The sequence below is a fragment of the Nostoc sp. genome (genome assembly GCF_036917455.1).
Classification (GTDB): Bacteria; Cyanobacteriota; Cyanobacteriia; order Cyanobacteriales; family Nostocaceae; genus Nostoc.
Genome location: NZ_JBALDK010000051.1, coordinates 41,750 through 67,571 on the forward strand (window position 1 = coordinate 41,750; position 25,822 = coordinate 67,571).

Annotated in this window: 27 protein-coding genes; 13 read left to right on the forward strand and 14 right to left on the reverse strand. The window is 41.9% G+C overall.

What is annotated here, in order from left to right:
- Window positions 1-378: 378 nt before the first annotated feature.
- Window positions 379-1,032 carry a pentapeptide repeat-containing protein gene (locus V7K42_RS05680; protein WP_334833984.1) on the reverse strand — a complete coding sequence of 218 codons (654 nt, stop codon included), beginning with the start codon at window positions 1,030-1,032 and terminating at the stop codon, window positions 379-381.
- Window positions 1,033-1,162: 130 nt separating this feature from the next.
- Window positions 1,163-1,657, reverse strand: coding sequence for a hypothetical protein (locus V7K42_RS05685; RefSeq protein WP_094331210.1), 495 nt, complete (start codon window positions 1,655-1,657; stop codon window positions 1,163-1,165).
- Between the two features lie 1,227 nt (window positions 1,658-2,884).
- Between V7K42_RS05685 and aroF the strand changes: the two genes are divergently transcribed.
- The gene (aroF, locus tag V7K42_RS05690) at window positions 2,885-3,811 is read left to right on the forward strand and encodes a 3-deoxy-7-phosphoheptulonate synthase (RefSeq protein WP_334914323.1); all 927 of its coding nucleotides are present in this window, start codon (window positions 2,885-2,887) and stop codon (window positions 3,809-3,811) included.
- 302 nt (window positions 3,812-4,113) lie between these two features.
- On the opposite strand, the gene ileS is transcribed toward aroF, so the two are convergent.
- Window positions 4,114-6,990 (reverse strand): isoleucine--tRNA ligase, encoded by a 2,877-nt coding sequence (gene ileS, locus V7K42_RS05695; RefSeq protein WP_334914325.1) that lies wholly within the window; start codon window positions 6,988-6,990, stop codon window positions 4,114-4,116.
- A 571-nt stretch (window positions 6,991-7,561) separates the two neighbouring features.
- Window positions 7,562-7,999, reverse strand: a complete 438-nt coding sequence (locus tag V7K42_RS05700) for a hypothetical protein (RefSeq protein WP_334914327.1) — start codon at window positions 7,997-7,999, stop codon at window positions 7,562-7,564.
- 176 nt (window positions 8,000-8,175) lie between these two features.
- Between V7K42_RS05700 and V7K42_RS05705 the strand changes: the two genes are divergently transcribed.
- From V7K42_RS05705 to V7K42_RS05725, 5 genes are all read left to right on the forward strand, one after another.
- A complete protein-coding gene (locus tag V7K42_RS05705) occupies window positions 8,176-8,460 on the forward strand; it encodes a hypothetical protein (RefSeq protein WP_334914329.1) in 285 nt (94 codons plus the stop codon).
- A 393-nt stretch (window positions 8,461-8,853) separates the two neighbouring features.
- Window positions 8,854-9,036: a hypothetical protein gene (locus V7K42_RS05710; protein ID WP_334914331.1), complete on the forward strand. Its 183-nt coding sequence runs from the start codon at window positions 8,854-8,856 to the stop codon at window positions 9,034-9,036.
- A 123-nt stretch (window positions 9,037-9,159) separates the two neighbouring features.
- Window positions 9,160-9,528: a Crp/Fnr family transcriptional regulator gene (locus tag V7K42_RS05715; RefSeq protein ID WP_334886448.1), complete on the forward strand. Its 369-nt coding sequence runs from the start codon at window positions 9,160-9,162 to the stop codon at window positions 9,526-9,528.
- 382 nt (window positions 9,529-9,910) lie between these two features.
- Entirely contained in the window at window positions 9,911-10,276 is a 366-nt protein-coding gene (locus V7K42_RS05720) for a Lin0512 family protein (RefSeq protein WP_334713387.1), read from the forward strand.
- 105 nt (window positions 10,277-10,381) lie between these two features.
- A complete protein-coding gene (locus V7K42_RS05725) occupies window positions 10,382-11,533 on the forward strand; it encodes an endo-1,4-beta-xylanase (RefSeq protein WP_334914333.1) in 1,152 nt (383 codons plus the stop codon).
- Window positions 11,534-11,633: 100 nt separating this feature from the next.
- Here V7K42_RS05725 and fghA read toward each other — a convergent pair whose 3' ends face one another.
- Window positions 11,634-12,491 carry an S-formylglutathione hydrolase gene (gene fghA / locus V7K42_RS05730; RefSeq protein WP_334914335.1) on the reverse strand — a complete coding sequence of 286 codons (858 nt, stop codon included), beginning with the start codon at window positions 12,489-12,491 and terminating at the stop codon, window positions 11,634-11,636.
- 64 nt (window positions 12,492-12,555) lie between these two features.
- Window positions 12,556-13,347, reverse strand: coding sequence for an ion transporter (locus tag V7K42_RS05735; protein ID WP_334914337.1), 792 nt, complete (start codon window positions 13,345-13,347; stop codon window positions 12,556-12,558).
- A gap of 88 nt (window positions 13,348-13,435) precedes the next feature.
- Between V7K42_RS05735 and V7K42_RS05740 the strand changes: the two genes are divergently transcribed.
- Window positions 13,436-13,861 (forward strand): nucleoside deaminase, encoded by a 426-nt coding sequence (locus tag V7K42_RS05740; protein ID WP_334914387.1) that lies wholly within the window; start codon window positions 13,436-13,438, stop codon window positions 13,859-13,861.
- 266 nt (window positions 13,862-14,127) lie between these two features.
- Here V7K42_RS05740 and V7K42_RS05745 read toward each other — a convergent pair whose 3' ends face one another.
- A complete protein-coding gene (locus tag V7K42_RS05745) occupies window positions 14,128-14,790 on the reverse strand; it encodes a response regulator transcription factor (protein ID WP_334914339.1) in 663 nt (220 codons plus the stop codon).
- Window positions 14,787-16,052 carry a sensor histidine kinase gene (locus tag V7K42_RS05750; RefSeq protein WP_334914341.1) on the reverse strand — a complete coding sequence of 422 codons (1,266 nt, stop codon included), beginning with the start codon at window positions 16,050-16,052 and terminating at the stop codon, window positions 14,787-14,789. The genes V7K42_RS05745 and V7K42_RS05750 overlap by 4 nt, the downstream gene beginning before the upstream one ends.
- A 358-nt stretch (window positions 16,053-16,410) precedes the next feature.
- On the opposite strand from V7K42_RS05750, the gene V7K42_RS05755 reads away from it, so the two are divergent.
- Together V7K42_RS05755 and V7K42_RS05760 are read left to right on the forward strand one after the other, a co-directional pair.
- Window positions 16,411-16,929 carry a Spy/CpxP family protein refolding chaperone gene (locus tag V7K42_RS05755; RefSeq protein WP_334914343.1) on the forward strand — a complete coding sequence of 173 codons (519 nt, stop codon included), beginning with the start codon at window positions 16,411-16,413 and terminating at the stop codon, window positions 16,927-16,929.
- Between the two features lie 64 nt (window positions 16,930-16,993).
- Window positions 16,994-17,515 carry a Coq4 family protein gene (locus V7K42_RS05760; RefSeq protein WP_334914345.1) on the forward strand — a complete coding sequence of 174 codons (522 nt, stop codon included), beginning with the start codon at window positions 16,994-16,996 and terminating at the stop codon, window positions 17,513-17,515.
- Here V7K42_RS05760 and V7K42_RS05765 read toward each other — a convergent pair.
- Entirely contained in the window at window positions 17,512-17,673 is a 162-nt protein-coding gene (locus V7K42_RS05765) for a hypothetical protein (RefSeq protein WP_334914347.1), read from the reverse strand. The genes V7K42_RS05760 and V7K42_RS05765 overlap by 4 nt on opposite strands.
- 77 nt (window positions 17,674-17,750) lie before the next feature.
- Between V7K42_RS05765 and sipA the strand changes: the two genes are divergently transcribed.
- Window positions 17,751-17,993 carry a regulatory protein SipA gene (gene sipA, locus V7K42_RS05770; RefSeq protein ID WP_094329425.1) on the forward strand — a complete coding sequence of 81 codons (243 nt, stop codon included), beginning with the start codon at window positions 17,751-17,753 and terminating at the stop codon, window positions 17,991-17,993.
- 57 nt (window positions 17,994-18,050) lie between these two features.
- Window positions 18,051-18,608, forward strand: a complete 558-nt coding sequence (locus V7K42_RS05775) for a peroxiredoxin (RefSeq protein ID WP_334914389.1) — start codon at window positions 18,051-18,053, stop codon at window positions 18,606-18,608.
- A 251-nt stretch (window positions 18,609-18,859) separates the two neighbouring features.
- On the opposite strand, the gene modA is transcribed toward V7K42_RS05775, so the two are convergent.
- Window positions 18,860-19,654 (reverse strand): molybdate ABC transporter substrate-binding protein, encoded by a 795-nt coding sequence (modA, locus tag V7K42_RS05780; protein WP_334914349.1) that lies wholly within the window; start codon window positions 19,652-19,654, stop codon window positions 18,860-18,862.
- Window positions 19,655-19,748: 94 nt separating this feature from the next.
- Here modA and V7K42_RS05785 point away from each other — a divergent pair, with 94 nt between their 5' ends.
- The gene (locus V7K42_RS05785) at window positions 19,749-20,180 is read left to right on the forward strand and encodes a TOBE domain-containing protein (RefSeq protein ID WP_334914351.1); all 432 of its coding nucleotides are present in this window, start codon (window positions 19,749-19,751) and stop codon (window positions 20,178-20,180) included.
- Window positions 20,181-20,189: 9 nt separating this feature from the next.
- Here V7K42_RS05785 and V7K42_RS05790 read toward each other — a convergent pair whose 3' ends face one another.
- Window positions 20,190-21,809 (reverse strand): cyclic peptide export ABC transporter, encoded by a 1,620-nt coding sequence (locus V7K42_RS05790; RefSeq protein WP_334914353.1) that lies wholly within the window; start codon window positions 21,807-21,809, stop codon window positions 20,190-20,192.
- A gap of 161 nt (window positions 21,810-21,970) precedes the next feature.
- Between V7K42_RS05790 and V7K42_RS05795 the strand changes: the two genes are divergently transcribed.
- A complete protein-coding gene (locus V7K42_RS05795; RefSeq protein ID WP_334914355.1) occupies window positions 21,971-23,626 on the forward strand; it encodes a B12-binding domain-containing radical SAM protein in 1,656 nt (551 codons plus the stop codon).
- On the opposite strand, the gene V7K42_RS05800 is transcribed toward V7K42_RS05795, so the two are convergent.
- From V7K42_RS05800 to V7K42_RS05810, 3 genes are all read right to left on the reverse strand, one after another.
- Window positions 23,623-24,024, reverse strand: coding sequence for a DUF1636 domain-containing protein (locus V7K42_RS05800; RefSeq protein WP_334914357.1), 402 nt, complete (start codon window positions 24,022-24,024; stop codon window positions 23,623-23,625). The two genes, V7K42_RS05795 and V7K42_RS05800, sit on opposite strands and share 4 nt — an antisense overlap.
- A 154-nt stretch (window positions 24,025-24,178) precedes the next feature.
- Window positions 24,179-25,390: a hypothetical protein gene (locus V7K42_RS05805; RefSeq protein ID WP_334914359.1), complete on the reverse strand. Its 1,212-nt coding sequence runs from the start codon at window positions 25,388-25,390 to the stop codon at window positions 24,179-24,181.
- A gap of 38 nt (window positions 25,391-25,428) precedes the next feature.
- Window positions 25,429-25,620, reverse strand: a complete 192-nt coding sequence (locus V7K42_RS05810; protein WP_292843698.1) for a CbtB-domain containing protein — start codon at window positions 25,618-25,620, stop codon at window positions 25,429-25,431.
- Window positions 25,621-25,822: the final 202 nt, after the last annotated feature.

The following is a 25,822-nucleotide window of genomic DNA, read 5'->3' on the forward strand; positions in this document are numbered from 1 at the left end:
AGAAGTATCTAAACAAAAATCAGTATCGTGAGTCAGAATAAATACGCAATTTATGTATTACTGCTGAAGAAAAAACAAGAGTTTACCTCACTAAATAAAATATTTAGCAGTATACAATTAGCGATATTTTTCCTTTAATTAATTCTAGTTTTTAACTTCTAACTTTTTAGTCAAGCCTTGGGTATTTAATCTGTACTTGCTTAATGACTAAAGATTTTATGTTGTGTTCCCGTAAAACTAACTAGGCGATCGCAATTGATGACTTAACCGCAAAACAGGCGCACAGTATTACTTATGCGTTCCAACTTAGGTACTTCCACTAAAAAAACTGGGTAGCACATCTGTGCTACCTTACTCAATGTCGTAGCGCAACCTCGGTTATTGAAAAATTGAACCATCAGGCATAATTGCCCCTGCTAAATTAGTACCAACTAGTTTAACCAAAAGGCGCTCACCAGAGCGAATTCGCGCTCCCGTCAAATCGGCTCCTCGCAAGTCGGCTCCACTGAGATCCGCTCCAATCAAATTAGCCGCGCGTAAATTCGCCTCCCGAAGATCCGCTAAAAGGAGGTTTGCTCGAAATAAGTTTGCTTCTGATAAATTCGCACCTCTGAGGTTTACTTTGTGCATAAAAGTGTCACTGAGATTAGCACCACTCAAATTGGCATAACTCAAATTTCTGCCAGATAAGTCTTTGTTGCTCAAATTTGCCCGACTGTAGTCTTTGCCACTCAAATCTGAGTTTTGCTTTGGTGGTGGCTGGATTGTTTGAGATGGTGGTTGCTGTTGAGGTGGAGGTGAAGGTGAATTAGATGTGGTTTGATGTTTGGTTTTTAGAGAACGCAATTTTTCACGAGCTTCATTTATGGCTTTCAGCTTGTCTTGTGCTTTCTGCTGTAAACGGAGATTGTCTTTGGGAATGCGATCGGGATGCCAAACAAAGACTAAATCTTTGTAAGCCTGGTTCACTTCCTCAAGTGTTGCTCCAGGCTCTAATTCCAAAATTCTATAGTACCGCTCCAGATCGCTCATACGATATTTTGGTGGACAATCAACTTAATTATCAGTGATGGAGCTATTTATTCGCTGCATCATTATGTCATCGATCGTGGGGGATTGGGCATTGGATATTTCTTTGCTAATACTCTACCTTCCTACTTTCTCATCTTCCCATCTCCCCATTTCTCCATCGAGCGATCGCTCTCAAATATGCTGCAACTGGAATCTGATAAATTTCAATCACAATCCAAACAACAATTGATAAATGTGATAGGAAAGTTAATATAGTCCAAATATAGGGCATCCAGGTAATGGGTTCTTTGAGATTAGCAGGAAAATAGTAAGCTACTATGCCAATTAGAGTAGTGGGAAGAATTACAAAAACTGCTGCTGCTAATCCATAACCCCAACCTAATTCCACCCCTTCTAACTGGCCTTCTGTCCAACTAAACCCATTCCAACGCCAAGTTAAGGGTGGTTGCCTAGATGGCATCTTGATTTGCTGTATTTCTAAGTTGACTGTAAAAATCTCTTGACAAAAGTCACAAGCCATAGCTTCCATCAACGGCATGTGAGAAATCTTACCTATCCGACAGACTGGGCAGGGGTAAACTCCATAATAGTCGAAAGATTGGGCTAAGATTTTGGAACTGGGCATAATGAAACTGATGATCCTAAAAAGTTGATCTGGCTAATGAGGAATGGGAGCAATGCGATTTTGTGAGCAGGGGGAGCAGGGGATGCAGGGGAGGCAGGGGAAGAGAAAGAAATAAGTGTATTTATAGCTATAAAGGTCGTAAAAAGTACTAAAGTTTTCTCTTCACTCCCCCTGCTCCCCCTGCTCCCCCTGCCTCAAGAGCTCTTTTCACGAGGATCTCACTTTTTCGCGTTGCTCCCATGAGGAATTGGGTAAGAATAATGTGTAGCCATTGTCAATTGCCTGCAATTAGCTTTCGCAAGTTAAGGTGACAAGTCAGGAAAATTACAGCAGTTTTTTTCCATGAAGTACAAAGTTACAGGTTTGGAGGCAGAAGATAGAAACTCTTTATATATATCTGGTTTTGAGTCCTGCATTTTGGATCTCACTTCAAAAGTAAACTGCTGTATATATTTTTAAGAGTTACGCATTCGCAAGAAATACCAAATATAGATGACTTGAAAAAGCACATCTGTCGTAGGGCAATTCATGTAGACGCAAGATAGCTTAAGGCAAAGTGTTGCCCCTAGCGGGTCTTTACTCCTACAGTTGTACTGAGTCTATCGCTTTTTTATGGTTTGTTGGGGGTCTTGACACCACTTAATCTTCCTGTTAATGTTACCTTAAATAGGCATATTTATTAAGTTTTCCAGCAAAAGCCGCACAAATGCTTGACACAAATTCCTACTTTTATTTTTGGTATAGGGTGGTTCACCGGGAGTGAATCGAGTTTCCTAATGGAAACCGCCCGGTGAACCGCAGAGCTAACTCTGCGGTTTTTGTTGTTTTAAGGAGAATTTCATCGTCATGACTTATCTAAGTAGCTGGTTTTATGGCTTTTACTTTTGGCCCAGAGTAAGTTCCGGGTAAGTAGCGTCATGTCGATGAATCAGAACGCGCCCGGAACTCCTCAAAGGTTTCGGGCTTTTTTGTTGCTGGGGACTAGGGACTGGAAAACAACTCGCACTAAGTTAAGTTGAAGAGTATGCAGCGTAAGGATTGCAGAGGGGCAGAGGGGCAGAGGAGCAAGGGTGCAGAGGGGAATAAATATCCGAACGCAATACCTAAAACTTCTTCTTTCTCCCCTGCTCCTCTGCTCCCCTGCTCCTCTGCTCCCCTGCTCCTCTGCTCCCCTGCTCCCCTGCTCCTCTGCACCCCTGCTGCCTCAACGATTTTCCCTTTACAAGCGTGCCATTCAACTCTTACCCCAATCCCCAATCCCTAACTTTTCAAGAGAATGAAATCATGATGAATGCTAAACTTGCTGCACAATCTCATCCCAACCACCAGACAATCGTTAAAATTTCAGAAAAAGTCGCTTTCGGAGGCGAAGAACTGGTAATTATCGGCGGCCCTTGCACCGTTGAAAGCTTAGAACAAATGGAGATAGTCGCCCAAAAGCTATCTACTGCATCGGTGCAAGGCTTGCGTGGCGGTGTCTACAAACCTCGCACATCTCCTTACGCTTTCCAGGGGATGGGTGAGTCAGGATTGAAGATTTTGGCAAGAGTGCGATCGCATTACCTTATGCCAGTTGTTACTGAGGTGATGTCAATTTCTCAAATTGAAGTAGTCGCCGCCCACGCTGATATGCTGCAAGTTGGTAGCCGCAATATGCAAAACTTCGATTTGCTCAAAGCTTTGGGACAAGCTGGTAAACCAATACTACTCAAACGTGGTTTAGCTGCGACAATTGAAGAATTCGTCATGGCTGCTGAATATATTCTCAGCCACGGAAATCCTGATGTGGTGTTGTGCGAACGCGGTATCCGCAGCTTTGATGATTACACTCGCAATGTCCTAGATTTAGCAGCAGTGGCAGCACTCAAGCAAATAACTCATTTGCCTGTGATTGTAGATCCTTCCCATGCAGTCGGTAAACGGGAACTAGTAGCACCTGTGGCTAGGGCTGCGATCGCTTGCGGTGCAGATGGATTAATTATTGAATGTCACCCAGAACCAGAAAAATCTGTTTCTGATGCCCGCCAAGCCCTCTCTTTAGAAGATATGGTGCGTTTAGTTGATAGTTTAAAGCCTGTAGCAAAAGCCGTTGGGCGTAGTATATCAGATGTCGGGGCGGGTTCATCACCTACCCCGATTTTTTGTGCTGCTTAAATTTCAGTTGAGGCGATCGCTTAAATGTCTGAGTCCAAATATTTCTTTTGGCTTAAAGACAAACTGCGATCGCCTTCGCAAAATCAAGTTGAAGCTGTAAGCTATTACATTTTTTCAACCCTACATATAACCGATACCTTCTGGTACTCAAACACGACGCAGATGGGGTACTAATGTGGTTAACGATCGCATCCGCAAAAGTCAGGCGACACGTTTTAAGAATTCAGAGCAAAAATCCAATCAGAAAGCAAAAACCAGCTAGTCTCATCAGGCTTTGTTTGTAGCCAGTAAGTTTTATTCTGTTAAAACTCTCCGGCTAAGGCTGCAACACACCGTTCGCAAATTAAGGGATGTTCTGCTGATTCTCCCACATGAGTAGAGTAGTTCCAACAGCGATCGCATTTTTGCCCTTCTGCGTTCACTACCCCAATTCCCCAGTCTTCCGTTTGCGCCGTATATTTCAATCCTTGCAATCCTTCAGCAGAATCTAATAATTCCACCTGGGAAGTCAGCAATAGATACCGCAGTTCGTCAATCCCGTTACCTTTAACAGGATTAAAGGCTTTGATAGCATCACCTAACTGTTTGTGAGGTATATAAATCAAAGCTTTCGCTTCCAGGGAAGAACCAATGAGTTTTTCTATCCGGGCTTGTTCTAACACCTTATTAACATCGGTGCGGAGTTGTCGCAGTGTTTCCCAAAATTCTGCCAATTCTGGATTCCGCCATTTTTCCTCAATCTGCACCCAACCAGCCTCAAATACAGATTTGTAAGGTGTTTTGTAAGGGAGATATTGCCAGATATCTTCGGCAGTGTGGGATAACACTGGTGCGATCGCTCGTGCTAAGTTATCTAAAGCTATTTTCAGCACTGTTTGACAACTGCGACGGCGGAAAGCATCTTTTGCACTGATGTACAATCTATCTTTGGCAACATCTAAATAAAAGTTGGACAAATCTACCACGCAGAAATTCTGCACTGTTTGGAAAAAGCGGAAGAATTGGAAACTTTCAAAGGCTTCGGTTACTTCCTCAAATACTTCGGTTATGCGATGCAGCATATAACGGTCAAGTTCTGACAATTCCTCGAAGGGAACTGCATCTTTTTCTGGGTCAAAATCATCCAAGCTACCCAGCAAAAACCGCGCCGTATTGCGAATTTTGCCTCTAACATCATTCATCTGCTTGATGATGTTTTTCCCAATGCGGACATCGCCGGAGTAGTCTACCGATGATACCCACAATCTCAAGACATCTGCACCATAAGCCGGTTCTACTTTTTGATTTTTCCCGCCTTCAATGATTGTATTTGGGTCAACCACATTTCCTTCTGACTTACTCATCTTCCGCCCTTGTTCATCCAAAGCGAAGCCGTGAGTTAGGACAGTTTTGTAAGGTGCAATGTCATTTACCGCTACACTGGTGAGCAAGCTTGACTGAAACCAACCGCGATGTTGATCGGAACCTTCCAAATAGATATCAGCAGGGTAGCGTAACTCTGGACGCTGTTGGACGACAGATGCCCAAGATGAGCCAGAATCAAACCATACATCCATTGTGTCTGTACCTCTGCGGTAAGACTTGCCATTTTGGCGATAGGATTCGGGTAATAACTCCTCAACTGAAAGTTCCCACCAAACATCAGAACCTTTTTCAGCGATAATTTTTTGGGCGTGATTGATAACTTCCTCATTCAGCAGTGGTTCTCCCGTGGCTTCGTCGTAGAAAACGGGAATAGGTACACCCCAACTGCGCTGACGAGAGATACACCAATCGGAACGTTCCGCCACCATCGGCGTGATCCGATTTTCACCTTGGGCTGGAATCCATTTTACCGTAGCGATCGCTTTTAGCGCTTCTTCTCTAAATCCTTCCACGGAAGCAAACCATTGTTCAGTGGCGCGGAAAATCGTTGGCTTCTTCGTCCGCCAATCATAAGGGTACTTGTGCGGGTATGCTTCTTCCTTCAACAGAGAACCAGCCGCACTTAAGGCATCAATCACCGCCTGATTCCCATCACCCAGCACATTTAACCCGGCAAATTCTCCCGCTTCTTCGGTAAAATTGCCATTGTCATCCACTGGTGCAAGGATAGGTAAACCGTAACGCTGACCAACGATGTAATCTTCTTGACCATGACCGGGGGCTGTATGTACCAACCCAGTACCCGATTCAGTTGTAATGTAATCACCACCGACTACAATCGGGCTTTCGCGGTCGAATAGAGGATGACGGTAAGTAGTGTGTTCTAAGTCATTCCCCTTAAATGTGGCTTTTACAGTTAACTCAACTCCCAACGTTGAAGATAAACGTTCGATTAAATCAGCAGCAACGATGAGGTATTTGAAATTACTCTGCGCCTCTGAGTTAGAAACTTCCACCACTGCATAATTCAAATCTGCATTCACCGCCACCGCCAAATTCGCCGGAATAGTCCAAGGTGTAGTTGTCCAGATAGCTACACCCAAATCTGACTGATATTCTGCCAACAGTGGTTTTACAGCTTCCGCCAAACTTGTGATTGCAAAAGCTGCATAGATACTGCGGGAAACGTGACCTTCAGGATATTCCAACTCAGCTTCAGCCAAAGCAGTTTTAGAACTGGGACTCCAGTGAACCGGCTTTAAACCGCGATAGATGTAGCCTTTTAAGAACATCTGACCAAACACGCCAATTTGAGCCGCTTCATATTCCGGCTTCAGAGTTAGATAAGGGTGGTTCCAATCACCCCAAATACCGTAGCGTTGAAAATTTTGGCGCTGGTCATTTACCGTAGTTAAAGCAAATTCTTGCGCTTTTTGGCGTAGTTGTAAAGGCGTTAAATTTTGCCGTTCTGCTGACTTCATGTTCTGCAAAACTTTTAACTCAATCGGTAAACCGTGACAATCCCAACCAGGAACGTAGCGAACTTTACGACCTCGTAGCAGTTGGTAGCGATTAATAATATCTTTGAGAATTTTATTTAAGGCATGACCAATATGGAGTGAGCCATTAGCGTAGGGAGGCCCATCGTGCAGTATAAATAATTCGCCGGGGTTATTTTCAAAGAGGCGATCGTAAATTTTATTTTCTTCCCAAAATTTTTGGATTTCCGGCTCGCGCTTGATGGCGTTTGCCCGCATCTCAAAGTTAGTCTTGGGTAGGTTTACAGTATCTTTGTAACTTCCTGATTCGGTCACAGTCTCATGCCTAGAATTAGGTGTGCAGGTTTTATCAATTATAGAAGATGGTATGGAAACCAAAATTTGCTTTTTGAACGGGAGTTTGATAAACCTCTCCCTACCTTGAATTTTCGTTAATTAAAGTTCCAAATAAAAGATATAACTCTTGCACAAGAGCGTAGGGCGTGTTTTCAAAGTCTTAGATCCCCCCAACCCCCCTTAAAAAGGGGGGCAAAGAGTCTCTTAAAGTCCCCCTTTTTAAGGGGGATTTAGGGGGATCTAAAAAGTTAGGAGGCTAAACAAATAGTTTGAAAACACGCCCTACGCCTAGCCCGTCACATCGCTACTATAAAATTCAGATGGATTAAAGGTCAATACGCTTGGGTTAAGCCTAGCAGTCTTTGTCAAGGTCATTTTTTTTACGAACCGCAGAGGCGCAGAGGACGCAGAGAAAAGAAAGAGAAGGAAAAAATTGCTTAATTGAACTGTATTGGATTAAAGGTAGGTTGGGTTGACGTAAGGAAACCCAACTTATATTTAATGCAACAATTTAGTCTTGACACGCTACTAGATTTATGCAAAGAGTGGATTATTGCAGCAAAGGAGTTGTACCGTTACCGTTAATTGACGCATTCGCAATTGCAGCTTGAACCGGTTGACTGGCAAGAACCGCTACAACTGGAGCAGCTTTTGAACTAGATTGTTTATTTCTTTTTCCATTAGAGCCGCCAGCTTTGGAATACTGTATACTGTCTCTGCCGTAGATAGTTGCAACTCCACTTAGCATTCGTTCAGACATTTCGGAGAGGGCTTTATCCATCTGGATTATTGTTTTACGGGATTCTTCAAGATTGGACACAAGCGTGTTATGAGCTTCTAACGTCGAACGGGTAGTGTTGATCAGGTAGTTGTAGGCTTCAATGGTTAATCCATGTCCTAAATCCAGATTTTCATCAACGGATTTAAGCAAGGCGAGACGAAGTTGGGCTTTTTCAACAGCAGCAGAACCACGAGTTCTTAAAGACATGAGATATCCTTTTTTTTAAGAATTCCTTTTTCAACATAGTGGAGTATCCTTTTGCCTGAGATGGGTAGTTTTGTGGATTTATTTCATTAAAAGTTCAACGAAATAATTACGAGTTTATCTGTATTTTTACTCATTTTTCAATCGATTTGTTGTTTGAGAATAAGTGCAATCAGCAAATGCGAACCCCAAATCAGCAAATGCGAACCCCAAATCAGCAAATGCGAACCCCAAATCAGCAAATGCGAACCCCAAATCAACAAATGCGAACGCCGAATCAGCAAATGCGAACGCTAAATCAACAAATGCGAACCCCAAATCAGCAAATGCGAACTCCGAATCAACAAATGCGAACGCCATATCAGCAAATGCGAACCCCAAATCAGCAAATGCGAACTCCGAATCAACAAATGCGATCGCCAAATCAGCAAATGCGATCGCCTAAGAAATTGTTTGAAAAGTAATTAGCTGTGATTTTATGCACTTGTTGATCCCCCCTAACCCCCCTTAAAAAGGGGGGAACCGGAATCAAAGTCCCCCTTTTTAAGGGGGATTTAGGGGGATCTAAAACCTTTTACTACCAACAATAGGACTTTTAAAACATCCTTTGAAAATACAAGTTGCATTTGTAGCCATCGCAATTACATTAAAAATGACAAAATCTTGATTCAGAAAATTGTAGCGATTGTCAACTTTGTGTCTAATTTTTCCGAAATTGAGGATAATACTGTTGAAGCTTCATCAAGATGCGTCTAATTCACACCTGCTCATGAACGAACAGCGTTTACACGCTTATAGACCCCAAGCGGGAAATAGGAAGAATACCAGAACGGTTAATTGATGCTCAAGATTTAGATTTGGGTAATCTCCCCACAACAGAAGGCTTTAAAATTAATGCTAATCTTCAGCCTTTTTTGCTTAACGATACCTACGCAGTTGATTTAACTCTGGTTGCAGAATTACCAAACATTTCCATAGACATAGCACAACTGCAACATTTGAAACCAAGTTCCCTACTACCATCTAATATTGACGATTAGGGGACTAATCAGGAATTTTGTGGAGATTGAGAGTTAACCAACAGAAAGTAGTATACTTTTTTGGGTTCGCCTAAAGCTATCAAAAAGTTTCGTCTAAAAACCAATAATTTTGGGGTTGCTCTAATGCTAAGTCCTGTATTAACAGTCAGTATCTTTCAAAAACAACCCGCTCCTCAAGCATTTTCAGCAGGCGAAGTCATCTTTGAAGAAGGACAGTCTGGTGATAAAATCTACGGCATTCTGGAAGGAGAGGTAGATATATTAGTCAATGGCAAGGTTGTAGAAACCATTGAAACGGGCGAAGTTTTTGGTGTTGGGGTACTTGTAGGAGTGCAAAATAGAACTTACACAGCCATTGCTAAGGTAGATAGCAAACTAGCTTTCCTTAATCACGAAGGGTTTCTCTTTGCTGTTCAGGAAACACCCATGTTTGCTATACAGGTGATGAAAAGTTACTCAGAGCGTCTGAGTCGCTTGCAGCGTATGATCTAAATCACCTCAACCGATATAAGTTCCAAAACTAATCAGAATCTGCCACGAATTTTACCTCTTTCCCAGAAGAGCATACCTGGATTTCTCACCATATCTCGATTAAACCTGCGCTTGAGCAGGGGAGCAGGGGAGCAGGGGAGCAGGGGAGCAGGGGAGCAGAGGAGCAGGGGAGCAGAGGAGCAGGGGAGAGTTCAAATATCAAGTTCTTTCTTCTCTGCCCATCCTTCCTCTCAAGCTTGTTTGTGAGAAATGCGGGTATAGATGGGTATAGATATATTCTCTTGCTTGGGGAGTTAGAAGTCAGTATTCAGAGAACTCTAGATTCTGGCTTTTGACTCCTGATTTATATAAAGTGAAAGGTGCAAATTTACTGGAGATAGCAATGGCGCGTAAACGCTTGATTATCGAGATGGGGATGGGAATAGATCAGCATGGGCAAGAACCAACTGTAGCAGCATCTAGGGCAGTACGAAATGCGATCGCTCACAATGCTTTACCTGGTGTTTGGGAGGTTGCAGGTTTAAGTCACCCCAATCAAATGATTATAGAGGTTCAGGTCGCAGTGCCATACCCAGAGCAAGTTAGAGAAGAAGAGGTACTTGCTGTATTACCATTTGGGCGAAAAACCCTCACTGTAGAATCTGGGGGGATGATAGTTCAAGGGCGGGCGATTCCCGAACTCAATGATAAAAATGACGAAATGTTGATTGCGATCGCAGCTGTTACAGTTCTGATCGAAGATGACTAGTTAAAGTAAAAAATAGAACAGTAGGAATCATCATCAAACCTTAAAAAGTCTCAGAACGGATTATGTAATATAATAATTCGTGTGTTTCTTAATTAAGTAAAATTTATGCCTTATCGGAGAAAATTTTTAACAAGAGCAGGATACACAACCCTTTCTGCCTTATTGACTATGGGCTTTTTACAAAAGGATAAGCAGAAAGAAGACCAGAGTACGAATTATATTGCAGGAACTGATACAAATGTAGATTCTCCACTTCGGCAATTAGCTGCTGCTAAAGGTAAGCGTTATGGCGCAGCAGTTGATGCTGAATTTTTGCTGAAAGATAAAGATTACGCTAACCTAATTGCTCGTGAGTGTTCGATTGTGACACCGAATGGTGAATTAAAATGGAATGCCACTGAACCACAGCCAGGAAAATTTACCTTTGAATCAGCAGATGCGATCGCTAATTTCTGCCAGAAGAATAATATAGCATTACATGGGCATACCCTTTTCTGGCACATGGGAAGACCAGACTGGCTTCCTTATCCCCCAACTCTTGAGACGATCGAACGCCATGTCAAAGGAGTCATGGGGCATTATCGTCATAGCCCCGTTTTAAAGTCTTGGGATATTGCCAATGAAATTATCGCTGATAATGAAAATAATACTGATGACGCTACCTACGGTTTGCGTAAAGGGGTAAAACCAGAATTAATTCGAGACTTGTTTAAAATTGCCGCTTCAGTTGATAACACCAAGAAATTTTATCTAAACGATTTTGGCATCGAAGGCGCTACATGGAAATCAAGCCGTTTCTTAAAAATGGTTGAGTATCTGAAGAATAGTGGCGTTAAAATTGATGGCGCAGGTATCCAGTCGCATCTATGGTTTTCTACCGCTTATGGTTTTGATGCCAAAGGATTTAGTTCTGTCTTAAAACGGCTCAACGATTTGGGAGTTAAACCAATGATTACAGAATTAGATATTATCATTGATACTCCACTGCCTGATAGTATCCAAAAGCTAGACCAGATGGTAGCCGACGCTTATAAGCGATATCTTGACCTGTGCTTTGCCGCTAAAGTTGATACTGTGATTACATGGGGAATTACCGACCGTCATACCTGGATACGTCATCCCGACTGGATGCCAAAGAAAACCTATAGGGACAATTCAAGTCTCTGGAAATTTCTGCGTCCGCTTCCCTTCGATGAGAACCTAAAACCTAAGATTGCCCGCAATGCTATAGCTCAGGCTTTTGGGCAAGCACCTTAAGACTGCACTCACTAATAAATCGTTAGATGGAAGCTATTAGTTGAGCGAAATCAGCTTTAGTGACAAAAAAGCAATTGGAAAGCTGAAGCTAAGAGGGTGTTTATTTAGTCACTGGAACTCCGAAAGCGATCGCATGGTGGCGGATATGATCTTCAATAAAACTGGCGAGAAAATAAAAACTGTGGTCATAGCCTTCTTGGTAACGCAAATTTAGGGGTTGCTTAACATCTGCACAAGCTTGTTCAAAAACTTCTGGCATTAATTGTTCAGCTAAAACTTGATCGGCAGTTCCTTGATCGATGAGAATTAGACTATGATATCCCACTTGCTTGACCAATTCACTGGCATCATAAGCACGCCAACTTTCTTGATTGCTGCCAAGATAACCACTAAAAGCTTTTTGACCCCAAGGACAATTCATAGGTGCAGTAATAGGTGCAAAAGCTGATACTGATTTATAGAGTTCTGGGTTTCTCATCGCACAGACTAGCGCCCCGTGTCCCCCCATTGAATGACCGAAAATTCCTTGTTTTTCGGGTTGGGTTGGGAAATTTGCGGTAATTAAAGCAGGTAATTCCTGGACGACATAACTATACATTTGGTAGTTTTTACGCCACGGTTCCTCTGTAGCATCAACATAAAAGCCCGCACCTGTGCCAAAGTCCCAATCATCATCCTCACCTGCAATCCCACTATTCCGGGGGCTAGTATCTGGTACAACCAGCATCAAACCGTACTCAGCTGCATAGCGTTGCGCCCCCGCCTTAAACATAAAATTTTCTTCCGTACAAGTTAAACCAGAGAGAAAATAGAGAATTGGCACAGGCTTTTGAGTGGCTTGTGGTGGTTGATAGACAGCAAAGCGCATTTCACCGTTACAGCTTGAGGAGGGATGACTGTAAAAGCCGAGTTTGCCACCAAAGCTTTTATATTCTGAAATTAGATTGAGGTTAGGCATTGGTTATATTCTCTTTTCTGAGCAGTTGCCAAAGAAAGATTATCTTACCGTGAAATTTCCTTTTTCAATCAACCCTCCGACTTGGTAACTTAGTTCCGCACCTTTTACAAAACCCCGCATCTACATCATGGAAAGCCAAACCACAATTTGAGCAAACGGTTTCTACCTGATTAGCAGTTTTCACTACTCGCTTAATTAAATCGCCCACTTGCCAAGGAATCAGCGCAATTCCGGTAAAAATCATCAATACTGTTAGCAAGCGCCCTAATTCAGAAATAGGAATAACATCGCCAAATCCCACAGTTGTCATTGTGACAACAGAGAAATAGAATGCATCCAAAAATGTACCGTAATTTTGAGGATTAACTGGATGCTCTACTTGATAAATTAAACCAGAATAAATAAAAACAATTGCAAATAATGTAAATAATATTCGCGTAAAAATCATTCCATCTTCGGTACTGATACTGGCGAATAAAAATTTTCTATCTATAAATCTAATTAATCGTAAAATCCGAAACCATCGCAGTAGGCGGATAAAACTAATATCCACCATTCCTAGAAAGAATGGTAAAATCGCCATTAAGTCAATAATAGAATAAAAGCTAAAAATATACTGAACTTTATTTTCTGCACTCCACAGACGGAGTGAATATTCCACCGCGAATATGATGACGATCGCAGTATCAACAAGATGCAATTGAAACCGCACAGAATCAGGGATATTATAAGTTTCCGCCATAAAAATTCCTGATGATAGTAACACCAAAGCGGCAAGTGTTAAATTAATCGCTTTACCTATTGGTGTTTCCAGGTCTGTTAAGTAGAATTCTGTTTCTTGTCTGCTCAGTAACATATTCGACCATTAACTAATCTTAATTCCCAGTTATAGCATTAGAAATACGATATGATTAATCATTATCCTTATGTTAACAGCAGCTTATATGAACCCAGAATATTTTATGCGTTTAGCTTTGGCAGAAGCAAAAGAAGGAGATGCACCTTATGGTGCTGTAATTGTTAAAGATAACGAAGTCGTTGCCGTAGGTCATAATACTGTTAGAAGAGACAACGATCCATCAGCCCATGCAGAAATCAATGTTATTCGTAGTTTAACATCTAAACTTCAAAACCCTTCTTTAGAAGGTTATAGCATATATACAACTGGCGAACCTTGTCCGATGTGTGCAACTGCTTGTGTTTGGAGTGGTTTATCAGAAATTGTATATGGTGCTTCAATTCAAGATTTAATCAAGGTAAATCAATCTCAAATTAACCTATCTTGTGAAGAGATAATTGCTAAATCATTTAATAATATCAAAGTCACCAAAGGTATTTTAAAAAATGAATGTTTAGACTTATTTAAATAAGCTGTAATTTGATTTGGCATTTTTCATAACATAATTTGGTTTATTTATACCAACTTATTTATTTGATTTTTCAAATATGCGTAGGGTGCGTTAGGAGAGTACGGCACCACCCCAACGCTTATGGCGCGTTACGACGTTCCGTCTAACACAACGCCAGTTCGCTCAAGTCGGGGGTTTCCCGCACATACGACTGGCTCCCCTACAGATACTTATATTTATTTCAAAAATCAAAAATGATTCCTATATAGATTAAAATTACGAATTATTTAACTTGCTTCCTTCAAATAGGATAAATATGTATTTGCCCAAATCGCTGCTTGAGTGCGATCGCGCAAATTTAACCGATTTAAAATATTCGTCACATGATTTTTGACCGTCCCCTCAGAAATGTAGAGTTGTTGAGCAATTTCTCGGTTACTAGCGCCTGTAGCAATTAACCGCAAAACCTCTTTTTCTCTGGGAGTAAGTTCGGCTAAAGTTGATGGTACAGGCGGTGACTGGGTTACTATACCATTAGAAAACTGAGTTAAGAGCTTTTTAACTATACCTGGGCCTAATTGAGTATATCCTTTATAAACAGCACGAATAGCAACAGCTAATTCTTCTGATGGTGTATCTTTCAATAAATAACCCATTGCCCCATTTTGCAATGCTGCTGATACATATTCATCATCATCAAAAGTTGTTAGGACTAAAATTTTAGTTTTTGCAAAACGTTTTTGAATCTCCTTCGTGGCTGCAACTCCATCCATAATAGGCATTCTAATATCTAGCAATACGACATCTGGCTGGAATTCAGCAACCAAATTAATTGCCTGTTCGCCATTTTCTGCTTCTCCGACTATCTCTAAATCTGGTTCTAATTCTAATAACGCTCTTAATCCTTGACGAATTAAACTTTGGTCATCTACCAACAATACTTTAATCATCTCAACCTCATTAAAGGAATATTAACTGTAATTTTGCAACCAGAACCAGGAGCGCTATTAATATTAAACTCACCTCCAAGTGCTAAAGTGCGATCGCGCATACTATGAAGTCCAAAACCAGTAGTATTTTGCCCTAAATCAAAACCTCTACCATTATCCTGAATTATCAATCGCAAATTTCCTCTGGTTGTCGTGAGTTCCAGTTTCACCTCGGTTGCATAACCATATTTAGTTATATTTGTCAAAGATTCTTGAATAATCCGGTAAATAGCAGTATTGATTTCAGGTGGTAGAGAATATTCCAGGTTGATTTGGCAAATTGGTAAAATGCCATTAGAGCGATGAAAATTTTCTGAAAGACTAGCGATCGCACTATCTAAAGATTGCTCTTGTAAGGGATTGTAACGCATAGTAGAAACAGATTGGCGGACATCTTTTAGCGCCTTGGAACCTAATTCTTTTGCTGTTGCTAGAAATGTTTCAGCCTTACCTGGATTAGATTGCCACAGTTTTAAAGCTGTTTCTAATTGCAAATTTAAAGCAGTTAAAGAATGTCCTAATGAATCATGAATTTCACGAGCAATGCGGTTACGTTCTTCTAAGGTAGCTTGATTTTCAACTCGCATGGCATATTCACGGAGTTTTTCGTTAGCGATCGCTAGCTTTTCTCGGCTGTGGCGTTCAGATAATACTGCATTCATCATCAACAATACAAAGACCAAACTTAAGCCAAATACTAGCGACCAATTCAAGCTAAGAAATCTAAATTTTTCTTGTGCTTGTGGGGATGCTTGTAAATTGAATAGCTGATATTTTAACTGTGTTGTAAATAGGAACAATGTAAAGGATAGGGAGGTAACAAATAAACGTCCAGGTAAGTTAAATATTAGGCAACTGCGAGTAACCAAAATTATGTAAAGAAAGGGAAAAAGCCGAGCGAATCTTTCACCAAACAACCCAGTAGTTAAAATTAATGAAATTTCAGTAATCGTGTATATTATTTTAGAGGTCTTGCTCTTGGTGGGTAATATCAAGCCCATTAATGCAAAAATAACCAGACTATAAATTGACAGTTCCGGTAATAGATTGCAAACTGACAAGTTGGGAAATGTACCACAAATTGATAGCTCTGGAGGTTTGGGATGAAATCGCCGTAACGGAGGTGGGATAACTGCTGTTAATGCAGTAATTGCCAATAGTATCCACTCCAGATAAAGTAGAGATGGAAAAGGATGCTTGTTAATTTTAAATTGACTATTCATCAGTCATTTTGCTCCAGTTAATGAATGAGCTAAGAGTCTGGAGTTATAAATTCTAACTCTTTTAACGGTTACTTCGGCAGTCTACAATTTTCACCAAGTGAGTAATTAATAGTAACCGCAGCGGATAAAAACATAATGCAATAAGCTAACTAAGGATTTATAAATCAATCATCATAAAAATATTCATCATTTATAACTTCTAACTCCCACCTCCTAACTATTTATTGTCAATCAAGTTTGTCAAAATTCAATCATGACTAAAGTCATGGGTAAAACCATGACCTTCTCCTCATGTAACTACTAAAGATAAGTTCTTATGATGGTGACAACCAACCAGGAAAAACCCACAGGATAAGTAATGAAACTCAAAGTATTATCGCTAGTCGCTGGAGCGATCGCTCTAACTTTAACTGCAACCTCCTTTGCTGTTGACGCTCAAACAGCCTCTCCTTCACCCTTGCTACTGGCACAAACTCCACAAAAAGAAAGGGGCCCTTGGAAAGACTTAAATCTAACAGATGCCCAAAAAACCCAAATTCAGACAATTCGCCGCGATAGCCGTACCAAATTTGATGCAGTTTTGACCCCAGAACAAAAGGCAAAATTAGAAGCGGCGAAACAAGCGCATCAGGCTGAACGGCAAGCGCGTAAGGCTCAGGGGCAAACAGGTCAAGGGCAACCAGGTCAGCATCATGGTCGCAAAAAAGGTAATTTTGCTGATTTAAATCTGAGTGAAGCACAGAAAACCCAAATGCGACAAATTCGGGAGTCTGAGAAACAACAGATTCAAGCAGTCTTAACCCCCGAACAGCGCCAGAAAATAGAGCAATTCCGTCAAAATGCTCCTTCTCGCCGTCAACAAAGCAATCCTCAATAATAATCTTTCAAAAAATAATAATTCTGGGATGGGCAGTACTGCCCATCTCATCCCAAGATAGATTATGATGCAACCCTTTGCTGCTTCTCCAAATCCCACTCCTCGCCTGCAACAGGTTTTAGATTTAATCGATCGCGTCGTCATAGCACAAGGACGAGATGTTCCCCAAATTGTTGAAATAGAGAGATTGCGTTTTCTCCCTACTGGCACTTTTGGCAGAACTTGGGCGAATTTCCTCAATGAACACAATCTACAACCTTTTACCACTGGTAGCCGTCGGAAACAACTCCATGATTGGATTCACGTCCTTACAGGCTACGGTGCTGACTTGATTGGGGAAGCAGAAGTACAAGCATTTTTATTAGGAACAAAATTTAGCACAACTAACTTGATGCTGGGGCTAGGACTGTTACGAGTCATCCATAAAAACCTAAATTCTCAACAACAATTTAGCTGGGACAGACTCTGGCAAGCATATCAACGCGGTTGTAACTCCCACCTTGACCCAGATACTTGGCAACCAGAATTACTGTGGCACTTACCCTTGACTGATGTCCAGTCCTTATTTTCCACAGTCCAAAATTAATAGACTTCTTGCAGAAGATGCGGAAAGGGGAAAATTTCATCCCCTTTCCCTTTCCCCTTTTTAGGGATTAATTCTTTCAAAGTAACTTCTAAAATCTCTGCTTTCCTCTCTGCGCTCTGCGTGCCTCTGCGGTTTAAAAGTGATTTATTGAACCACATTTGCCCAATTCCCCATTTACTAGACTTTCAAGATAGTTATGAGTTATGAGTTAATCAAAACTCCTAGCTTGATTAAGATGTCTCAAGAATTCGCAATTGGTAGTAAAGTGCGGGTTGTGGCACTACCGCCCTACGTCAAAACAGCTGAACCTATGCCCATGCTGCGCCCCCCTGATGTTATTCGCATTGGTGAAGAGGGTATAGTGATTGACCGTCGTCCCGGTGGATATTGGGGTATTCGGTTCACCAGGGGAGCCTTTCTGCTAGATAGCCAATACATCGAAAGCACAGATAACCCTCCCAAATCTGACTCTAAGTGAGATTTGCTGCAACCAAGAATTGTAAACTTGTGTAAAGTTGTAATTCTGGTTTACACCATGATTTCCCGCCGCACTTTTTTAAACATATTATTTGCCAGCTGTATTTCTGTCATCAGCTGGCTGAACTTTACCCCTGTTGCTGATGCTCTTGGTGGCAAACTTCCTACAATTAATCAACCCGCACCAGAGTTTACTTTGCCAACGAACACAGGTGATAGCAAAATTTCCCTCTCTGACCTGCGCGGTAAGTGGCTAGTCCTCTACTTTTACCCTAAAGACTTCACCTCTGGTTGCACCATAGAAGCTCGTCGTTTTCAGCAAGACTTACCTCAATACCTTGATAAAAATACCCAAATTCTTGGCGTAAGTGCTGATGACATTGATTCTCACGCCAAATTTTGTGATTCAGAGGGACTAAAATTCCCACTATTGGCTGACACCGATGGTTCAGTGAGCAAAGCTTATGGTTCGTGGCTCGGTTTCTTATCGAGCCGCCATAGTTTTATCATCGATCCTCAAGGCATCTTGCGCGAGACTTTTGTCAAAGTCAACCCAAACATTCACAGTTCAGAAGTGCTGGCGCGATTAGAAAAGTTACAATCCACGGCTTCTTAGAGGATGTTTTAAAAGTCCTATTGTAGGTATTAAAACGTTCTAGATCCGGCTAAATCCACGCCACTTGCTTCACTTAGGGAGACCCCAAGTGAAGCAAGTGGCTCCCCTGAAAAAGGGGGACTTTTATTCCGGTTCCCCCCTTAAAAAGGGGGGTCAGGGGGGATCGCTGAGTACCTAAAATCACAGCGAAATACTTGTTTATTCATCCTCTTAGACCTCAATTAAGATAAGGGGCTTAAACCCCTTATTCTTCAACGTATAATAAACCCATATTTTTTGAGTACATCCTTCGCTTGACTGTTAGATAAAAACTGGATAAACTCTTTGGCTGCGGGAATATTTTTACTACTTTTAATTACTGCCATTGGATAGACAATTGGTGAGTGAAACTTATCGTCAGCAGCAACTACGACTTTTACCTTATTGGAAATTTTGGCATCAGTGGCGTAAACTAAACCAGCTTCGGCGTTACCACTTTCTACTGCTGCTAAAACTTGACGCACATTGTTAGCAAAAACCAATTTAGACTTTACCCGATCGTAAAGTTTCAATTTCTTTAAGACTTGCTCCCCATATTGACCGGCGGGTACACTTCTGGGTTCACCGATCGCAATTTTTTTAATCTTACTATCTGTTAAATTGTAGAAGCTACTAATGCCAACAACATCCTGAGCCACAATCAAGACTAAACGGTTATTTGCCAGGTTAATCCGGCTACCTGGTACCAAAAGTCCTTTTTCTTCTAAAGCATCCACTTGTTTTTTGCCAGCAGAAATAAAGATGTCGGCTGGCGCACCTTGCTCAATCTGTTGCTGCAAAGCGCCAGAAGCCCCAAAATTATAATTAATGTTGACATCTGATTTACTTTGTTGGTACAAAGGCTTAATTTCTTCTAGTGCCTCTTTTAAGCTGGCGGCTGCGGACACGAGGATAGTGGTGTTTGACTGTGCTATTACAGGAGAAGGAGTAACTAACGGTAAACCGATTGCCAAGAACAAGCCAGCAACTGCTACACCTAGGAAACCAAGAATTTGTCTTCTTTTCATAGAATAAGGTGCTTGAGAGATTTTTTTCTAAAATTGATGCTAGGTAGAATCGTACCAATAATACCAAGATTTTCCCAACTATATCGGTAAAATTATGCCTAAAAAAGAACAAGGCTGGGTCACATTCCAAACCTCAGAAGAGGAACGAAAGATTTTAGAAGAGTTTTGCGGCCAGTCTCAGCGAACCAAGACCGAAATTCTGCGGGAATTGGTACGCGGTCTTAATCAACACTCTTCACCATCCAATTCCCTACCAACTGAGGAACGTCTCTACACTCAAAATCCTGAGACAGAAATTAGTACTCAAAAGAAATCACTCAAAGTTAGCTCCCGCAATATTCTGAAGGGTGTTGTTAAACGAGTTGTCACAGGAGCAGTTAATAGTGAGGTGACACTGGAGATTATTCACAGAGTTGAGTTAACTTCGATTATCACCAGAGTATCGGTAGAAGAGTTAGATTTGTCTGAGGGGAAAGAGGCTTACGCCGTTATTAAGTCCAACGATATAGTTATTGCCAGAGAATAGGAGTTTGGATTAAGTTTTGTCGGACTCGATTTTTCCATAGTCAAGTTTAATAATTCGGTTGGCTAAATGAAAATAGCGGTCGTCGTGGCTAATCACTAGTACTGTTTTGCCCCGCGATCGCAGTTCGGGTAATATCTGAGTGTAAAATATTTCTTTGAATACTGGATCTTGATCGGCTGCCCACTCATCAAATAGATAAATTGGTCGATTTTCCAAGTAGACTGTAAGCAAAGCTAGTCGTTTCCGTTGTCCTTGAGAAAGTGCTGTGGTGGAAAGTTGCCCATTTTCAACTTTCACTTTATGGTCTAGTTGCAGTTGTTTTAAATATTTTTTTGCTTGAATATCCAAGTCAGCATTTTTTAATCCCAAAAGTTCTTCAAATAAATAAAAGTCGGAAAATACCACAGAAAAATGCTGCCGATACCATTCTTGGTTCTGTTCACTAATTAACTCATTATCAAACCAAATTTCACCATTTTCAGGGATATATAGTCCGGTAATTAGTTTAGCTAATGTAGATTTACCGCTACCATTTCCACCGACAATAAAGACTAATTCTTGAGGAGAGAGTGTCAAATCTATGGGGCCAAAGGTAAAGCTATTGTCTTCTTGATCTGTGTAGTAAGTATGGGTAACACTTTTAAATTTTAAGCTGTGCCAATCATCTTTCAGAGCAGGTGGAACAGTTGAAATTTCAGTTCGACTAGCTAGAGATAAACCCAATGACTCGATTTTTTGCAAGGCAATACTAGCTTTGCTTAATAGGGGAAGTTTGCTGATGATGTTATCCATTGGTAACACCAAGTAAGTGAAGGTCAAAATGTAACCAGAAAGAGTTTCAGAATTGATGGTAAGCAGATTCGGCAACACAAACAAGACAAAACCGAGGGCAAAAAAGAATATGAGTTGACCCCAGCTTGAAGTTATGGCAAAAAGGGTCAGACCGTTAACATTGTGATGGCGAAACTCGTTAGCAGTTGATTGCAGTTTTTCTGCTAAAAAGTCTTCACGTCGCCTGTAATTTAGTTTGAGTTCCTTAACTCCTTCGGTAATAGTCCGAAAATGTTTAAACAGATGATCCTCATCTTCACGAGCTAAGGCCAGCAATTTCCCGCCTCTGTTGAGTAGCCACTGACAACTAGCGATCGCCACTACTGAAATCCCACACACCATTACCAATACTAACCAAGAAAGCCAAGTTATATACGCTATGCAGCCCAGGACGATCGCTAAATTAATAAAAATGAAAGGCATCTGATAAACAGCATTAGCAACCGCCTGAATATCTTCTGTGAGAGTTGCCAATAATCGAGGATTCCCTAAGCGTTCCAGATGACTCAATTCCGAAGCGAGAATCTGGCGACTCAAACGCATCCGTAATTGCAAAACGGCATTCTGAGAAAGACGAATCAGCATCACTTGAGAAATGATACTGGTAATCAGTGCAACGATCGCCAGCCCCACAAAACCCCAAGCGATGGATGTGAAGCGGGAAGCGGAACTACTACTTGCTGTATGACTAATTAAGGCAATTAAGCCAGCACTACTACCGCCACTCAGGAATCCGGTAGCGATCGCTACCGCTACCATTCCCCATGAAGAACGCAAAAGAAAGTAAATCAAATTCATGACAGTGGCTTGCAAACTAATTCAGTTCGCCCTTCTAGGAGAAATTTTATATCTTACAGTTAAAAACTTCTGAAAGATCGCGGTAAGCTAGTTTGGATGACAGCTGATTAAGTCAATAGATTGTCAAATTAGCTGTTCAGTCTTCTGGGGTGAAATTTGCGATGACTGTAAATCTGAAGTCTTTAGAGAACCCAACTTATATAGCGGCCGATTCAAAAACCGCTCCCATCACTAAGAGAACCAGCTACGTTCCCTCGAACCATCGACGCATTCTGTGTATTTTTCCTAAGTACAGCCGCTCCTTTGGTACTTTTCATCACGCTTACCCACTTATGGGTAAAGTTCGGGCTTTTATGCCACCCCAAGGTATTTTAATTGTGGCTGCCTACTTACCTCAAGAATGGGAAGTGCGGTTTATTGATGAGAATGTCAAATCAGCAACGCGGGCTGATTATCAATGGGCTGATGTGGTGATTGTGAGTGGAATGCATATCCAAAAACCACAGATTAATCAAATTAACGAACTTGCCCATCGAGCCGGGAAAATTACAGTTGTCGGTGGCCCTTCGGTATCTGGGTGTCCAGAATATTATCCTGAGTTTGACATTTTAAATTTGGGTGAATTGGGAGATGGAAGCGATCGCATGATCGAATATCTAGACCAAAACTCTCAACGTCCCCAAGCGCAAATCCGCTTTGAAACCAAGGAACGTTTGCCCCTAACAGAGTTTCCCACCCCAGCTTATCATTTGCTGAATATCAATGATTATTTTCTGGCAAATGTCCAGTTTTCTAGTGGTTGCCCTTATCACTGCGAGTTTTGTGATATTCCCGAACTCTATGGCAACAGTCCCCGAATGAAAACACCAGAGCAAGTAGTTGCGGAATTAGATGCAATGCGACAATCTGGCAATTTGGGGGCAGTGTATTTTGTCGATGATAACTTTGTTGGCGATCGCCGCGCTGCCATGAAGTTACTTCCGCATCTGATTGACTGGCAAAAACGCAATGGCTACCCCATCCAATTTGCCTGTGAAGCAACCCTCAACTTAGCTCAAAGTCCCAAACTGCTAGAGATGATGCGCGAAGCTTATTTTTGCACAATCTTTTGCGGTATCGAAACACCAGAACCAAATGCTCTCCATGCGATTTCCAAAGACCAAAATCTGAGTATGCCAATTTTAAAAGCAATTCAGGTTTTGAATAGCTATGGCATGGAAGTAGTATCAGGAATCATTATCGGGTTAGATACAGATACACCAGAAACAGCAGACCGAATTATCGAATTTATTCGGGCATCGCAAATTCCGATGTTGACAATTAACCTACTTCATGCTTTACCGAGAACTCCATTATGGCGGAGGTTAGAAGCAGAAGGACGACTTCTCTTTGATGAAAACCGCGAATCAAATGTTGAGTTTTTGATGCCCTACGAGCAAGTTGTCGAGATGTGGCGGCGTTGTATCACAACTGCTTATGAGCCGGAATTTTTATATGAGCGGTTCGCCTACAACATGGAACACACCTATCCAAACCGCATCGAAGTTCCTAACAGCCCATCTCGGACATCTGGAGCTAATATTCGCAAAGGTTTAACTTATTTAAGCAATATTTTGCTGCGGGTAGGCATATTTGGTAACTATCGTCAAACTTTCTGGAAAATGGCGAAGCCAGCCCTAAAAGCAGGTAATATTGAAAACTTGATTCACGTTGGCCTTGTCGGCCATCATTTGATTAAATTTGCCCAAGATTGTGCCAAAAACGAAGAATCAGCTTCGTTTTATTCCCAAAAAATTCTCACCAAAGTTCGTAGCTAATGACCCGGTGGCAGAGGTGGAATCCGGGCGATCGCTCCGGCTCTGAGCAGTTCCGGGCGCTTGGCGTAGGCGAGCAAACCATCCGACTTGGCGTGATACTGAGTAGCACAGTCAAGTATGGCACTTGCTGTCTTCTCTACACGTTCAGCATCAGCAGGTAAATCGCCGAATAAGTAGGTGTGTTTGTTAGGAGAGACGAAAGCAATTGCACAAACCTGCTCGCAAACACCCATACATTCAACGGGTTGAATCGAGAACTCATTTTGTAACACCCAGTCATGATATAGGGTTTGTAATTTCTCTAGCAGCCGTTCACCGTCGCTTTTCACAACATCCTGTTTTGTCTGATGACTACTTCCACAGATTGTGCAGACAAATATAATGTGTTGTTGATTCATAGATAAATTGCAGGGTTCAATTTCTCATCCTGTGTCTATAAAAATTCATGTCGAACACTCAATGTATCCGACATGAATTTTAGGCAATCAGCCTGTTTGGTCATTGGTAAAGAAACTCAGGGCAAATGTATTTACAACCGAGGTTGATACTGACTTACGAAACACTACGCTTCCAAGTCAACCCGGTGCGCGGAGTCTGCCTGTGTCGCAGCCACAGCCCTAGCAACAAACCAATTACCACAATTCCGGTGAAATAAGTTAGCGAAATCAACCGAACAGCCATCGGCGGAGCGACACCTTCAACTGGAATATTCTCTGCAACTTGGAATGGCTGAAATTGACGGCTGACGTTTGCTTGCGGCACGACCTCGACAACAACGCTATGGGGGGCACCGTCAAAAAATTCCTGCTCCCACACCAATTTTCCGTTGCTGTCTGGAGTCCCTTGATAAGCAAACGCCACCCAATTATTTTCGAGTTGGGTGGTTGTTACCTTCAACACTACATCTGTTACAGGTTGGCTGGTTTTAGGATCGCTGACGCTGACCTGCAATTTGGCAGGTTGACCCACCGTTGCACTTTTGTCACCCGATAATTGCATATAAAGTCCTTGAGACTGCAATTTGGCGGGCTTACCAGAGGACGGAACTTCTTCTCCCATACCTGGCATCGACATGTGCGATTCGGCAAGTTCAGCGCTGATATTGACGAGCAGGAGTGCAGCGATCGCTACTACAATCAATCCACTCAACAACAATCGCACCTGTTGCGGGGCAATTTCTCCCGGTTGAATCGGTTGTCTGCCCCCAATCACCCAACCTCCTAGTAGTCCAACTGCCAGCAAAATCACAACCAGGATGCCAAAGTAGCGAAACTTTAAGGGATTTTCAGGCAGCGTCAGCGTCAGAGTTTGCTGAATCGGCGCAAACGCATTGGCAACAAGCGGAGTAACTGCTACTAGGAGTTGATACGTTCCCCGGATCGGCAAGGTTTGTTGAACCTGCAACTGCCCTGTTGGGGCATTGCCCTCAATGTCCAGCAACTTTGTCCCTTCGACGATCGGAAAATCTGTTGTGAACCAAGGGTTTTTAGGAGGGGTGAACAATTGCAAGTGGATTTTGGCATCCTTTAAAGATTGCCCTTGAGCATCGAAGGCTTGGAGCATCAGCTGCACTGGCGGATTGTAGTGCCCCGATCCCAACACTGTAGTGGCTTCAGCCTCAAGAGGTCGAACCTGATTAATCGGTGGATTAGTTGTTAGCCGCACCGATGGTTGAGGGGATTGGGCAAGTCCGATCCAACCATACAGGATAATTGCGATCGCACAAATCGCACCGATCGGCTTAGACCACTTAAATAAGGTCATTTGATTTCTTCACTCCTGCTAATCATTGACTCAATCAACTAATGGCAACTCACCATCAATGTGTGGTGACGCAGAGTATGAGTTGTGTCATGGATAGCGGGGTATGTAGTGAAATAAATTGTCCACAGAGTCAAAGAACACAGTGCAATATAGAGCGCAGATTGTACAGGCACTGATAGCACTTGACTGGTGACTTTTTGCTGGATCGAACTAGAAGATTGAACTGTCATTTTGTACCTCGCATTAATGGTTGATTCGGCAAGCATTCTGACTTTTACAGTCAGCAGTGAACGGTAAATGACTGAAAACAAATGAATAAGACTCTGTATGAGCCGTCTTAGCATACTGAGCCAGCTATTTCGTTTTCACTCATGAAATTTACTTATATTAACATCAACGTAAGGTTTAGTAAAACCTATCTAAATGACAGAG